Here is a 12,449-nt window from a genome sequence, read left to right as displayed (position 1 = left end):
GTTTTACCCTACAAGCAAGGGCGGACGTTAATTTCTATTTACTTCGTTTGCAGGCGTGGCCCAATCGCCACTATCAGTTTGAAACATCGTAAACAAATCCTTCCAAAATTGGCAAGACGACCCTCAGCCGATCAACCTGCTGATATCGTTCCAGGTGGCGAAGACCATGAGAGACACGATCATCGCCAATCCGATCCGGAACGCGATCTCCTGTGCATTCGGCCCCACCGGTTTCCCGCGCAACGCTTCAAGCGCGTAGAGGAGGAGATGGCCGCCGTCAAGGACCGGAATTGGCATCAAATTCAGAAGTCCAAGGGAAACGGACAGAACGGCCGCCAGATTGACAAGCGCGACGACGCCGAGCGTCGCCATCTGACCGGAGGCCTGAACCACCCGCACCGGACCGCCAAGCTGGTCGGCATTCATGCGGCCGGCGATCAGATTCGAGATGTAATCGACGGTGCCGGTGACGATATGCCACGTCTGGCGCACGCCCTCGCCGAGAGCCTGCACCGGTGTCAGTTCGACGATACGGAAATTGCCGGACTGCTGGTTGGTGACGATGCCGATCTGGCCGACTTCCATCTTGTTGCCGAAACGGTCGGTGGTTTCCACCCGTCGCGGCGTCATGTTCAGGCCGAGTTCACTCCCGTTCCTGCGGACAGTGACGACGACGGGAATTTCGGGACGCATGCTGATGTAGCGCACAACGTCGTCGAAGGTCTCGACTGTTTCACCGTCGAGCGCGACCAGCACGTCGCCCGGCTGAACGCCCGCCTCGGCGGCCGCGCTGTCAGCCTTGACCTCCGCGACAACCGGGTCGGCGACGGGCTTGCCCATGGTGCCGAAAAGGATGGCGAATATGGCAATTGCCAGGACGAAATTGGCGATCGGGCCGGCGGCAACCGTGACGGCCCTCTTCCAGAGTTTGGCTCCCGCAAGCGTCTGCTCCTTTTCCTCGGGCGTCAGCTCTTTCAGTTCCTCGCCGTCCGGACGACTTGCAGCATCCGCATCGCCGAAGAAGCGGACATAGCCGCCGAGCGGGATAGCTGAAATTTTCCAGCGGGTTCCGTGGCCGTCCGTGAAGCCGACCAGCTCAGGCCCGAAACCGACGGAGAAAGCGAGAACGCGAATACCGGACCAGCGTCCCGCGAGATAGTGCCCGAGTTCATGCACGAAGACGAGCAAGGAAAGAACGATCACGTAAGGCAGGATATAGCCGACGAGAAAGCCAAAAAACGCGGTAATCTGATCCATCATTCCATCCCGTTCATGGCGTTCCGGCTGCGATCACAGACCAAACAGGAACGCTCCGAGCGATGTTACCGCTCCTTCGCCGACCGTGGAGAACCCTACAGCAAGAAAGAAAGCCGCAAAACAGGCAAAAACAAGTCCGTCAACCCGATCCATGACACCGCCATGGCCCGGAATGAGGTGGCTCGAATCCTTCACGCCGAAGCGGCGCTTGATGAAGGACTCGAAGAGATCGCCGATCTGGCCCGCAACCGACAGCAGCAGGGCGACGGCCGGAATCCACAAGCCGACCGACTGGAAATAGGCAAGGGCCACCGCGGAGCCGCCGAGTACGCCGGCAATCGTGCCGCCAATCGCACCGGACCAGGTCTTGCCGGGAGAAATCCTCGGCGCAAGCTTCGGCCCGCCGATGGCGCGCCCCACGAAATAGGCGAGGATATCCGTCGACCATACGACCGCAAAAACGAAGAGCATGGCGGCAAATCCAACCGAATCCTCGCCCCGGATCGCGGCCAGCGAAATGGCGCTGAGGCCGGAATAGAAGATGCCGCCCGCCTGCCACCAGCGCCAGTTTCCGACGATTGAAGGCAGAATGGCCGTCACCACCAGCCCGGCGAAGAGCGGCACGGTCATGTCCGCAGAGCCGAACAGCATATTGGCGCTGACGGCAACAAGCGAAAACCAGCCGAAGGCATGGCCCCGCATGCTGCTTTCGGCAAGCTGTGTCATTCTGGACCATTCGTAATAGACGAGAAGGCCGATCAGCGCCGAAAGCAGGCGAAAGGCAAAACCGCCGATCCAGGTGGCCGTGAGCACGATGGCGGCCAGAACGATCGCCGAATAGATGCGGAGCGTTAGTTCCCGGGACATCGGCTGGGCTACGATCCGAGCGCTACCGCCTTGTCCGAAAGCCCGCCGAAGCGGCGGTCACGGGCGGCGTAACGTTCCAGGGCGGCAAAGAAGACCTCGCGGCTGAAATCAGGCCAGTATTCCGGCACGAACATCAGTTCCGAATAGGCAGCCTGCCAGAGCAGGAAGTTCGAAAGGCGCTCCTCGCCGCTCGTGCGGATAATCAGGTCGGGATCGGGAATGCCCGCAGTATCGAGACGACTGTCGATCAGCGCGCTGTTGACTTCGGAAGCCTTCAGCAGACCTGCCGCGACGTCCGCCGCGATGGACGCCATGGCGCGCGCCATCTCGTCCCTCGCCCCGTAGTTGAAGGCGATCACCAGCGTAAGCGCGCTGTTGTCCTTCGTCGTCTCCTCCGCTTCCAGCAACAGCGAAAGAATATCGCCCTGCAGGTTGACACGATCACCGATGATGCGGATGCGGACGTTCTCCCGATGGAGTTCGGCGAGGTCGCGGCGGATGAACATCTTCAGCAGCCCGAAGAGATCGTTGACCTCGGCCTCGGGCCTGCGCCAGTTCTCCGACGAGAAGGCGAACAGCGTCAGATAGGCTATTCCCGCATCCGCGGCGGCGCGCACGATTTCCCGCACGGCTTCGACACCCTTGCGATGACCGACCGCACGCGGCAGGCCACGCGCATTTGCCCAACGCCCGTTGCCGTCCATGATGATGGCGACATGCTCGGGAGCGCGGCGGTTTTCGGCTTTCGACATTGAAGGTTCCGGTTTGAACATCACGTGCGGGGCGGCGAACCGTATCAGACCTGCATGATTTCCTTTTCCTTGTCGACGAGCAAGCGGTCGACTTCGGAAATCGTGTCATCGGTCATCTTTTGCACCTTCTCGGACTGTGCACGGCTGTCGTCCTGCCCTATCACACCGTCCTTCTCGGCCTTTTTAAGGCCGTCCATGCCGTCGCGGCGAACATGGCGAATCGCCACCTTGGCCTTTTCGGCATAGTCATGGGCAACCTTCACCAGCGACTTGCGGCGCTCCTCGTTGAGTTCCGGCAGCGGAATACGCAGGTTCTGGCCGTCGATGATCGGGTTCAGGCCAAGGTTTGCTTCGCGAATGGCGCGGTCGACGGCGTTCACCATCGACTTGTCCCAGACGGAAATGCTGAGCATGCGCGGCTCGGGAACGGTGACGTTCGCCACCTGGTTCAGCGGCATGCGCGAGCCGTAAGCCTCGACCGTCACCGGATCGAGAATGTTGGCGGATGCGCGGCCGGTGCGCAGCGACGCTATATCGTGCTTGAACGCGTTGATGGCGCCGTCCATGCGGCGCTTGATGTCGTTGAGATCAATGCCTTCGCTCATGATGAACTCCCTTTATTCTTCGCTCGACGTTCCCGGGAAGGAAAGCCGTATGTCAATGATCCGTGACGATGGTCATGCGACCGGCGCCCGACAGAATATCGCAGAAACCACCCTTCTCGTGGATCGAGAAGACGATGATCGGAATGGCGTTCTCGCGTGCAAGCGCGACGGCGGCCACGTCCATGACCGCGAGCCCCTTTTCGAGAACCTCGCTGTGGGTGAGCTTGTCGAAACGGGTCGCCGCGGGATCCTTTTTCGGATCGGCCGAATAAATGCCGTCCACCTGGGTGCCCTTGAAAATCGCTTCGGCGCCCATCTCGGCGGCGCGCAGCGCAGCAGCCGAATCGGTGGTGAAGAAGGGGTTGCCCGTGCCGCCGGCGAAGATCACCACGCGCCCCTGCGCGAGATGGTGCAGCGCGCCGCGCTGGGAGAAACTTTCGCAGATCTCCGGCATGGCGATGGCCGACAGCACGACGGTATCGACTTCGAGCTTGCGCAGCGAGGTGGCGAGCGCCAGGGCGTTGATGACGGTGCCGAGCATGCCCATGTGATCGCCGGTCACCCGGTCGCCGCCCTTCGACGCAACGGCCACGCCGCGGAAGATGTTGCCGCCGCCGACGACCACGCCGACTTCGACGCCCATGGAACGCGCCTGGGCGATATCAGCAGCAATGCGATCGGCGACCGCAACGTCGATGCCGAAGCCCTGGCTGCCCATCAGGGCTTCTCCGGAGGCCTTCAGAAGAACACGCTTGAAGATAGGCTTGGAAGACATGCTGGCTCCTAGGGATTGGTCTGATGCCGGATACACGAAGGGCATCGCGTTGTCACGCGATGCCCGATTTTTTCCCTAACATGGTCTGCGACCAACTGGAGATCAGCCCTTGGCGGCCGCAGCGACTTCGGCAGCGAAGTCGGTCTCTTCCTTTTCGACACCTTCGCCGAGCAGCAGGCGGGCCATGCCGACGACTTCGATCGATGCGCCAGCGAGCTTTTCAGCATCCTTGACAGCCTGGCCAACGGTGACGTCGGGGTTGATGACGAAGGCCTGCGACAGGAGAGCAACTTCTTCGAAGAACTTGCGCATGCGGCCTTCGACCATCTTCTCGATGATGTTGTCCGGCTTGCCGGAAGCGCGGGACTGCTCGATGAAGACGTTGCGTTCGCGTTCGGCGACGGTTGCGTCGACTTCCTCAGCGCGGATGGCGAGCGGGTTGGTCGCGGCGATGTGCATGGCAACCTGACGGCCGATCGAGGTCAGCACTTCCTTGTCGCCGACCGACTTCAGGGCGACGAGAACGCCGAGCTTGCCGATGCCGTCGCCGGCAGCGTTGTGAACGTAGGTGGCAACAACGCCGTGCTCGACTTCCAGCTTGGCAGCGCGACGCAGGGTCATGTTTTCGCCGATCGTGGCGATCGCATCCTTGATCGTGTCAGCGACGGACTTGCCGGTTGCCGGATAGGTGGCGGCCGAGATGGCGTCGACGGAACCATCGGTGTTCAGCGCGACGCTGGCAATGCCGCGGACGAGATCCTGGAAGGCATCGTTGCGGGCGACGAAGTCGGTTTCCGAGTTGAGTTCGACGACGACGGCCTTGTGGCCGGCGCTGGCAATGCCGACCAGGCCTTCGGCTGCGGTACGGCCAGACTTCTTGTCGGCCTTGGCGATACCCTTGGCGCGCAGCCAGTCGATTGCAGCTTCGATATCACCGTTGGTTTCGGTCAGAGCCTTCTTGCAATCCATCATGCCTGCGCCAGACTTTTCGCGCAGTTCCTTCACCAGTGCAGCAGTGATTTCAGCCATTGTTTGCCTCTTATCGTTTCACGCGACGCCGTGGGACCGGCGCCTGTTTGGGGCACGAGTTGTACCCGGAAGTGTGACATCGTGATGAAGCCGAACCATCACGTCGAATTCGCCTCGGCTGGAGGTTATCACCCGCGGCCGGGCCGGCTTTCAAAAACGGAACCGGCCGCCAACCCGATTGGCTGAGTGGCGGCCGATTGCAACTATACTGCGATGGCGGGCAAACCCGCCATTTCGAATCAGGCGCCGGCTTCGTCTTCGAGAGCGGGCTCGACCGGAACTTCGGCGGAAGCGCCGATGTCGCGGCCAGCAGCGCCCTGCTGACGAGCGATGCCGTCGATGGCGGCGCGGGCGATCAGGTCGCAGTAGAGCGAGATTGCGCGCGAAGCGTCGTCGTTACCCGGGATCGGGTAGTCGATCAGGTCCGGATCGCAGTTCGAGTCGATGATCGCAACGACCGGGATACCGAGGCGCTTGGCTTCGTCGATCGCGATCTTTTCCTTGTTGGTGTCGATGATGAACATCAGGTCCGGCGTGCCGCCCATGTCCTTGATACCACCGAGAGCCTTGTCGAGCTTTTCACGCTCGCGCTCGAGGTTCAGACGCTCTTTCTTGTTGTAGCCGGACTGTTCCGAAGACAGGATCTCGTCGAGCTTGCGCAGGCGCTGGATCGAGTTCGAAATGGTCTTCCAGTTGGTCATCATGCCGCCGAGCCAGCGGGAGTTGACGTAGTACTGGGCCGAACGCTTGGCCGAGTCTGCGATCAACTCGGAAGCCTGACGCTTGGTGCCAACGAACAGGACGCGGCCGCCGCGGGCGACGGTGTCGGACACGACCTGAAGGGCGCGCGACAGCATCGGAACGGTCTGAGCCAGGTCGATGATGTGGATGTTGTTACGATCGCCGAAGATGTACGGCTTCATCTTCGGGTTCCAGCGATGCGTCTGGTGGCCGAAGTGAACGCCAGCTTCCAGAAGCTGACGCATGCTAAAGTCGGGCAATGCCATGCCTTTTACTCCTTTTCCGGTTTAACCCCCGCGAAACAAACAGCGTCCTTTTTCGACGCCACCGGCGGAAACGGCCGGATTTCTCCCGGTCGATCCCAAGCTTCGCGTGTGGAATGGAGCTGCCCATATAGGGCTTGCCCTTGGAAATCAAGAGTATTGCGTGACAAAATCGAGGGAGCGTCCGTCGAGCGGACCTCAATCGGCCTTGCAGTCGCCCGATCCCAGCACCTCAAGCTTCGTCAGCTTGCCGCTCAGGATGAAATCGCCGTAGTCCAGCGTCAGATCCTGCGTGATGCCGTTTTCGTAGAGCTTGAAGGACTGGGTATAGATCGGGAGAACGTCGCCGACGGCCTTCTCGTCGTAGTAGGCGATGGACACCGGCCAGTAGGCCGTTCCGGCGAGCGCCTCGGACGTCTTGTCCTTCTGCGCGTCCTCGCCGGGCTTGCGCTCCGGACCGACAATCGTGGTGGTCAGATAGCTTTTGTCGCCATCCTCGGATCCGTCGAATATGCGGGCCTCGAAGAAGGTGCGACCCTTGCGGGCATTCTCGATGACTTCAAGCATGTGCTCGGCCGGAAATCGGCTATCGGCCAGTTCGACCGCGCGTTTGGCGGGTTCCGAAAGCTCGATCTTCACCTTGCCGTCCTCGTCGGCCGCCGCCCCGCTCACATCCTTGTCGAGCTGATCGTCGGTGAAGGACTTCGTCTCGAAACGAAACTTGCCCTTCACGAGATCCTCGAAGGTGAAGCTCTGCTGATCCGTGACGCGAACCTGCTCTCCGGTGTCGATGCGGGTAACGAAGCGGAAATTCGTCGTGTAGCCGGCGCATTCCGAACCGCTGAACTCGTAGACCATGCGGCCGCGCATGCCCTCGATGCCGGAGCGGTCCGACGCCTGTTTCAGTTCGATATCGTAGACTGCGCGATGCGGCACAAGGCCGCCCGCAACCGCAGCATTCGCCGATGCACCCGTCATGCTGAGCGTACCGAAGGCAGCCAACGCAACCGCAAATGACGAACGAAACATCGATATCCTCCTGTTGGACTCTTTTGCGATGTTATAAGAACAGATCCGGCAAAAGCGAGACCTGCTTTGGTCACCACGGGATTCTTTTTCAACTTACTAACAGATCCGGGAAACACACATGTCCGATAGCATCGACGGTCGTCTGGCGGCCATGGGCATCCAGCTGCCGGAAGCAGCCGCCCCCGCCGCCAATTATGTGCCTTATGTCATCAGCGGCAACCTTCTCTATCTCTCCGGCCAGTTGCCGATCGAAGGCGGCAAGCTCGCGGTGACCGGCATCGTCGGCACCGATGTGACGCTTGCCGACGCCCAGCGCGCAGCCGAACTCTGCGCCATCAACATCCTGGCCCAGGCCAGGTCGGCACTCGGCGGCGATCTCTCCCGGATCACGCGCGTCGTCAAGCTCAACGGTTTCGTTGCTTCGGCCCCTAACTTCACCGAGCAGCACCTCGTGATGAACGGCGCTTCGAACCTGATCGCAAACGTACTCGGCGAGGCCGGAAAACATGCCCGCGCAGCCGTCGGCATGGCATCGCTGCCGCTCAACGCCGCCGTAGAGATCGACGCGATCCTGGAGATCAAGGCGTGACCTCGGCAGACTGGATCAAGGAACGCCCGGTCGCCCATCGCGGCTATCACGACATGAACAACCAGGTCTGGGAGAATACGCTCTCGGCCTTTTCGCGTGCGGTGGACGCCGGCTTTGCCATCGAATGCGACATTCAGCTTTCTTCCGACAGCGTGCCGATGGTCTTTCACGATCACGACCTGCAGCGCCTCTGCGGGCTCAAGGGCGAAGTGCGGGAACGCACAGCCGGTGAACTCGGCATGCTTTCGATCGGCGGCACCGCAGACCGCATTCCGACGCTCAAACAGATGCTCGCGCTCGTCAAGGGGCGCGTGCCGCTGGTCATCGAACTCAAGGGCATCAGTGCCGAGGAGGATGACGGCCTCGCGGAAGCCGTGCTCGATGTGCTGGAAGGCTATGACGGCAAGGTCGCCTTGATGAGCTTCGACCACTGGCTGCTGAAGAACCTCAAGTCCCTCGACTGCCCATACCCGGTCGGCCTGACTGCCGAAGGCGCGGATCCTGAACGGTTCTTCGTGCATGACGAGGCCATGCAACTCGGGCTGGATTTCGTCTCCTACTGCGCCCCCCACCTGCCGAACAGCTTTGTCACGGCTCTCCGGGAAAAAGGCATTCCGGTCATCACCTGGACGGTCAGGGATGAAATCATGCGCGAGCATACCTATAAGTATGCAGACCAGATGACCTTCGAGGGTTTCGATCCGCGCGAGACGCCGGTTGCGACCGCCTGACGGGAGACGCATGACAGGAGACATGACGATCCGGATCGAAAGATCCTTTTGTGCGATCGCACCGGAACGCTGGGCGCAACTCTGCGGCGCCCGGCGGGGATCGAAGGACTATAATCCCTTCAACTCCCATGCCTTCCTGTCCGCTCTGGAGGAATCGGGATCGGCCGCGGCGCAGACCGGCTGGCTCGGCCATCACCTTCTCCTCGAAAACAGCGACAGCGCACTTATCGGCGCCGTGCCCTGCTACCTCAAAAGCCACAGCCGGGGCGAATACGTCTTCGACCACGGCTGGGCGGATGCCTTTGAACGCGCCGGCGGCCGATACTATCCGAAACTGCAAAGCGCCATTCCTTTCACACCCGCAACAGGGCCTCGCCTCATGGCGGCCATCGGTCAGGATGGCAGCGCCATTCAAGGCGTTCTGGCCGGCGGATTGCGGCAGGTCGCGGACGAGCTCGGCGTTTCCTCGGCACACGCGACCTTTGTGCCGGAAAATGAAATGCGGGTCTTCGAGGCGGAGGGCTTCCTGCACCGCACGGACCAGCAGTTCCATTTCATCAACAACGGCTATGCCAACCACGAGGCGTTTCTCGAAACGCTCGCCTCCCGCAAGCGCAAGGCGCTGAAAAAGGAACGTCGCGCCGCGCTTGAAAACGGCATCACCATCGACTGGCTGACCGGATCGGATCTGACCGAGGATATCTGGGACCAGTTCTTCGCCTTCTACATGGATACCGGCAGCCGCAAATGGGGCAAGCCTTACCTGACCCGGCTGTTTTATTCGCTGATCGGCGAACGGATGGCTGACGACATCCTGCTGGTCATGGCAAAGCGCAACGGCAGATATATTGCGGGCGCCATCAATTTCATCGGCGCCGATACGCTGTTCGGCCGTCATTGGGGCTGTGTCGAGGATCACCCCTTCCTGCATTTCGAGGTCTGCTATCACCAGGCGATCGATTTCGCTCTGGCAAAAGGCCTGAAGAAGGTGGAGGCCGGCGCGCAGGGCGAACACAAGCTCGCGCGCGGCTACCAACCGGTGACCACCCATTCCGCTCACTACATCGCCCATGCGGGGCTGAGGCGCGCGGTTTCCGACTATCTGGAGCACGAACGACGGGAGGTCGCGCAGATCGGCGACTATCTCGACGAGCACACGCCTTTCCGCAAGGGCGAGAGGCAGCAGCGCGAGGACGACTGAGCGACCGAAGCCATCCTTGATCCCAAGCGAGTGATCGCATTAAGTGGCGCCGACAACGAGGAGATAGCCATGACCAGCCCGGCCTACGATCCGAACAACATCTTCGCCAAGATCCTGAAAGGGGATATCCCCTCCGTGAAGCTCTACGAGGACGACGACACCCTCGCCTTCATGGATGTGATGCCGCAGGCGACCGGTCACCTGCTGGTCATCCCCAAGGTCGGCTCACGCAACATCCTCGATGCCGATCCGACCGTTCTCGCCAAGCTGATACCGGTGGTGCAGAAACTCGCGGTCGCCGCCAAGGAAGCCTTCGAAGCCGATGGCGTGTTCGTTGCCCAGTTCAACGAGCCGGCAGCCGGGCAGACCGTTTACCACCTGCATTTCCACGTCATTCCGCGTCATGAGGGCGTGCCGCTCAAGCCGCATTCCGGCAAGATGGAGGATATCGAAGTGCTGAAAGCCAATGCGGAGAAGATCAGGGCCGCACTCTGAACTCGACCTCGAGACAATGCGGCGAAACGCAGCCGACTTGGTATTCGACTGGCTGACCGGCAAGCCAGTCGGCGCATCTTCAGAAGGAGCACCGAGATGAACGACAATCTTTACTACGCCATCGTCGGACACAACACGAATACGAACGAAGGTCTCGGCCGGCTTCTCGGGCTCGTCATCGCCTTTGTCGTCATCGGCGGCGGCTTCTTCTGGCTGATCGGCTAACGCCCCTCACGCTTCGGGGCTGACATAGCCGTTCCTCACCGGGAACGGCCAGTTCTTCAGCAACTCGGTATCAGGACGGAAAATCTCCACCTTCAACGGATAGCAGGCGGCGACATCGCTCGAATGCTCGGAACTGCAATCGCCGCCCGGGCAGGCCGACAGGCCGCCGAGAAGATCGATTTCCGCGAAGAATTCGATGAAATCACCCGGCCGGACCGGGCTCGCCTTCATGAAGTACTGGTGGGTATCGCGGGTGAAGCCCGTGCACATGAAAACGTTGAGCACGTCGTGCACATGGGGCTCGGCCTCCGCGAAGCTCAGCCCCCGCGCGCCGGCAAGCGCTCGTGTCAGGTTCGAATGACAGCAATTGTGATAGTCGCCACCGGACAGCAGCCTGTTGGTATAGGGGTCGCAGCGCGTACCGATGACATCGTGAACGCCGCCGCCATCGTCATCGAAGCCGTACCAGGCAAGCGTATCATGGGTGATCGTCGCCATCGGCCGCAGATAGGGAAGCGTACTCCACAGACGGTCGCCGACCGTAACGTGTGTGGCATGCAGCGCACGGGTCTTGCCGCTGAAGAACCGCTCTGAAAGGTCATTCGCATTCCAAAGGTTGAGATCACCGACCTGCGCGCCCTCGACGCTGACGATCCGGAAGAAATGCCCCTTCGGCACGTTGAACGTCCGCCCGTCACGTGGCGGGACGACGACTTCGTCGATCTTTTCGAGATTGCTCCGGGCCTCATTCAGCAGCGCCATGTTCGGCGTCGGCAAGGTCCCGTTGGGATAGACGACAACGGGTTTGACGGCACGCCGTGCGGCGGCATCCGCGGGAGCGGCGATCTGTGGCCTGATGTTCATGGAAATCCTCCGTCTTGCTGCGGGTTGAGGATGATCGTCCGTCGGAAACTGCACGCCGGCAAGGGCTCTGGCAAGACGGCTTCTTCTTGCCTCAAGAGCAAGCATGGCTTAGCCATGGAGGTATGAAGCTCCCGCCGCTCCCCAGTCTGCGCGCCTTCGAGGCCGCTGCCCGCAAGGAAAGTTTCCGCCATGCCGCAGCCGAACTCGGCATGACGGCAGCAGCCGTCAGCCAGCATGTCAGGGCGCTGGAGGGCTGGTTAGGGATCGCTCTTTTCGAACGCAGCGCGCGCGGTGTCCGGCTCACCCCGGAAGGGCGGGATTTCAGCGGCACCGTATCGGCAAGCCTCGGGGCGATTGCTGCCGCAGCGGAGCAACTTGCCGCTGCGCGCCGGCCGCGGCAGGTGCGCCTTGCCTGCCTGCCATCGGTGGTATCGCACTGGCTCGCCCCTCGCCTTCCTGCCTTCCGGGCAGCGCATCCCGGCATACAGGTGACGATCGGCTATTCCGCCGGCGCAGAAACGCCCGCGGAGGCGAAGGCCGACCTCCTGATCCGGCATGGTGCCCGGCCATCTCCCGAAGCATTGCCGATCCTCAGCGCAGCGACCCGCCCGACCGCAGCGCGCAGCTATGTCGAACGGAAAGGCCCGTTTCCCGATGCGGCCGATCTCGCCCGCGCGGACCTGCTGCATGACGAGGACAAGGCGGCGTGGCGGCGATGGTTTACCGAAGGGGGTATCGTGGCGCCGACGGAATCCGGTCCGCTGTTCGCAGACTTCAACCTGCTTGTCAGCTCGGTGACTTCGGGGTTGGGGGTGGCGCTCTGCCCGAGCGCACTGATTGCCAACGAACTGGCACGCGGCGAACTGCAGATCCTTTTCGAGCGCGCGAGCGACACGGAAAAGCACTACTGGCTCCTCGAGGCGGATCGACCGACACCGGAGGCCCTGCTCATGCGCGACTGGCTGCTTTCGGAGTCCCGCAATTCAGGCCAGCTTTCTTCGTGAAATCCCGGTGGGTATCGTAGTC

15 protein-coding genes are annotated in these 12,449 nt (G+C 61.5%); 6 read left to right on the top strand and 9 right to left on the bottom strand.

The window, feature by feature from the left end:
* Positions 1 to 123 precede the first annotated feature (123 nt).
* The 8 genes from rseP to ACLBKR_RS07775 all read right to left on the bottom strand — a co-directional run bounded on the left by rseP (position 124) and on the right by ACLBKR_RS07775 (position 7,318).
* A complete protein-coding gene (gene rseP / locus ACLBKR_RS07810; protein ID WP_113425840.1) occupies positions 124 to 1,257 on the bottom strand; it encodes an RIP metalloprotease RseP in 1,134 nt (377 codons plus the stop codon).
* 33 nt (positions 1,258 to 1,290) lie between these two features.
* Complete coding sequence (locus ACLBKR_RS07805; RefSeq protein ID WP_112830139.1) at positions 1,291 to 2,124, bottom strand: phosphatidate cytidylyltransferase; 834 nt, start codon at positions 2,122 to 2,124, stop codon at positions 1,291 to 1,293.
* A gap of 8 nt (positions 2,125 to 2,132) precedes the next feature.
* Positions 2,133 to 2,876 (bottom strand): isoprenyl transferase, encoded by a 744-nt coding sequence (locus tag ACLBKR_RS07800; protein ID WP_113485923.1) that lies wholly within the window; start codon positions 2,874 to 2,876, stop codon positions 2,133 to 2,135.
* Between the two features lie 44 nt (positions 2,877 to 2,920).
* Complete coding sequence (gene frr / locus ACLBKR_RS07795) at positions 2,921 to 3,481, bottom strand: ribosome recycling factor (RefSeq protein ID WP_112830141.1); 561 nt, start codon at positions 3,479 to 3,481, stop codon at positions 2,921 to 2,923.
* Positions 3,482 to 3,533: 52 nt separating this feature from the next.
* A complete protein-coding gene (gene pyrH, locus ACLBKR_RS07790) occupies positions 3,534 to 4,256 on the bottom strand; it encodes a UMP kinase (RefSeq protein WP_112830142.1) in 723 nt (240 codons plus the stop codon).
* Between the two features lie 102 nt (positions 4,257 to 4,358).
* On the bottom strand, positions 4,359 to 5,285 hold the full coding sequence (gene tsf / locus ACLBKR_RS07785) for a translation elongation factor Ts (RefSeq protein WP_112830143.1): 927 nt from the start codon (positions 5,283 to 5,285) through the stop codon (positions 4,359 to 4,361).
* Positions 5,286 to 5,524: 239 nt separating this feature from the next.
* Entirely contained in the window at positions 5,525 to 6,292 is a 768-nt protein-coding gene (rpsB, locus tag ACLBKR_RS07780) for a 30S ribosomal protein S2 (RefSeq protein WP_112830144.1), read from the bottom strand.
* A 195-nt stretch (positions 6,293 to 6,487) separates the two neighbouring features.
* Positions 6,488 to 7,318 carry a cell envelope integrity EipB family protein gene (locus ACLBKR_RS07775; protein WP_113425748.1) on the bottom strand — a complete coding sequence of 277 codons (831 nt, stop codon included), beginning with the start codon at positions 7,316 to 7,318 and terminating at the stop codon, positions 6,488 to 6,490.
* A 118-nt stretch (positions 7,319 to 7,436) separates the two neighbouring features.
* On the opposite strand from ACLBKR_RS07775, the gene ACLBKR_RS07770 reads away from it, so the two are divergent.
* From ACLBKR_RS07770 to ACLBKR_RS07750, 5 genes are all read left to right on the top strand, one after another.
* A complete protein-coding gene (locus tag ACLBKR_RS07770; protein ID WP_112830146.1) occupies positions 7,437 to 7,907 on the top strand; it encodes a RidA family protein in 471 nt (156 codons plus the stop codon).
* Positions 7,904 to 8,638 carry a glycerophosphodiester phosphodiesterase gene (locus tag ACLBKR_RS07765; protein ID WP_112830147.1) on the top strand — a complete coding sequence of 245 codons (735 nt, stop codon included), beginning with the start codon at positions 7,904 to 7,906 and terminating at the stop codon, positions 8,636 to 8,638. Before ACLBKR_RS07770 ends, ACLBKR_RS07765 begins: the two co-directional genes overlap by 4 nt.
* Before the next feature lie 10 nt (positions 8,639 to 8,648).
* Positions 8,649 to 9,839: a GNAT family N-acetyltransferase gene (locus tag ACLBKR_RS07760; protein ID WP_113485921.1), complete on the top strand. Its 1,191-nt coding sequence runs from the start codon at positions 8,649 to 8,651 to the stop codon at positions 9,837 to 9,839.
* Positions 9,840 to 9,908: 69 nt separating this feature from the next.
* Positions 9,909 to 10,334: an HIT family protein gene (locus ACLBKR_RS07755; RefSeq protein WP_112830149.1), complete on the top strand. Its 426-nt coding sequence runs from the start codon at positions 9,909 to 9,911 to the stop codon at positions 10,332 to 10,334.
* Positions 10,335 to 10,430: 96 nt separating this feature from the next.
* The gene (locus ACLBKR_RS07750) at positions 10,431 to 10,559 is read left to right on the top strand and encodes a hypothetical protein (protein ID WP_280519995.1); all 129 of its coding nucleotides are present in this window, start codon (positions 10,431 to 10,433) and stop codon (positions 10,557 to 10,559) included.
* Positions 10,560 to 10,565: 6 nt separating this feature from the next.
* Here ACLBKR_RS07750 and ACLBKR_RS07745 read toward each other — a convergent pair whose 3' ends face one another.
* A complete protein-coding gene (locus ACLBKR_RS07745; RefSeq protein ID WP_113448422.1) occupies positions 10,566 to 11,423 on the bottom strand; it encodes a DUF1989 domain-containing protein in 858 nt (285 codons plus the stop codon).
* 122 nt (positions 11,424 to 11,545) lie between these two features.
* Between ACLBKR_RS07745 and ACLBKR_RS07740 the strand changes: the two genes are divergently transcribed.
* Positions 11,546 to 12,427 (top strand): LysR substrate-binding domain-containing protein, encoded by an 882-nt coding sequence (locus tag ACLBKR_RS07740; RefSeq protein ID WP_112830151.1) that lies wholly within the window; start codon positions 11,546 to 11,548, stop codon positions 12,425 to 12,427.
* The last annotated feature ends 22 nt before the right edge of the window (positions 12,428 to 12,449 follow it).

Origin of the sequence: Paenirhizobium cremeum (genome assembly GCF_047553425.1) — a bacterium.
GTDB lineage: Bacteria > Pseudomonadota > Alphaproteobacteria > Rhizobiales > Rhizobiaceae > Allorhizobium > Allorhizobium cremeum.
The sequence above is the reverse complement of the archived record's forward strand: the minus strand, read 5'-3'. Positions and strand labels throughout refer to the sequence as shown.

Excerpts from the sequence above, each read along its gene's own strand:
- tsf (WP_112830143.1), bottom strand. The coding sequence starts at position 5,285 with ATGGCTGAAATCACTGCTGCACTGGTGAAGGAACTGCGCGAAAAGTCT.
- pyrH (WP_112830142.1), bottom strand. The coding sequence starts at position 4,256 with ATGTCTTCCAAGCCTATCTTCAAGCGTGTTCTTCTGAAGGCCTCCGGA.
- ACLBKR_RS07745 (WP_113448422.1), bottom strand. The coding sequence starts at position 11,423 with ATGAACATCAGGCCACAGATCGCCGCTCCCGCGGATGCCGCCGCACGG.
- rpsB (WP_112830144.1), bottom strand. The coding sequence starts at position 6,292 with ATGGCATTGCCCGACTTTAGCATGCGTCAGCTTCTGGAAGCTGGCGTT.
- ACLBKR_RS07805 (WP_112830139.1), bottom strand. The coding sequence starts at position 2,124 with ATGTCCCGGGAACTAACGCTCCGCATCTATTCGGCGATCGTTCTGGCC.
- ACLBKR_RS07755 (WP_112830149.1), top strand. The coding sequence starts at position 9,909 with ATGACCAGCCCGGCCTACGATCCGAACAACATCTTCGCCAAGATCCTG.
- ACLBKR_RS07740 (WP_112830151.1), top strand. The coding sequence starts at position 11,546 with ATGAAGCTCCCGCCGCTCCCCAGTCTGCGCGCCTTCGAGGCCGCTGCC.
- frr (WP_112830141.1), bottom strand. The coding sequence starts at position 3,481 with ATGAGCGAAGGCATTGATCTCAACGACATCAAGCGCCGCATGGACGGC.
- rseP (WP_113425840.1), bottom strand. The coding sequence starts at position 1,257 with ATGGATCAGATTACCGCGTTTTTTGGCTTTCTCGTCGGCTATATCCTG.
- ACLBKR_RS07770 (WP_112830146.1), top strand. The coding sequence starts at position 7,437 with ATGTCCGATAGCATCGACGGTCGTCTGGCGGCCATGGGCATCCAGCTG.
- ACLBKR_RS07750 (WP_280519995.1), top strand. The coding sequence starts at position 10,431 with ATGAACGACAATCTTTACTACGCCATCGTCGGACACAACACGAATACG.
- ACLBKR_RS07775 (WP_113425748.1), bottom strand. The coding sequence starts at position 7,318 with ATGTTTCGTTCGTCATTTGCGGTTGCGTTGGCTGCCTTCGGTACGCTC.
- ACLBKR_RS07800 (WP_113485923.1), bottom strand. The coding sequence starts at position 2,876 with ATGTCGAAAGCCGAAAACCGCCGCGCTCCCGAGCATGTCGCCATCATC.
- ACLBKR_RS07760 (WP_113485921.1), top strand. The coding sequence starts at position 8,649 with ATGACAGGAGACATGACGATCCGGATCGAAAGATCCTTTTGTGCGATC.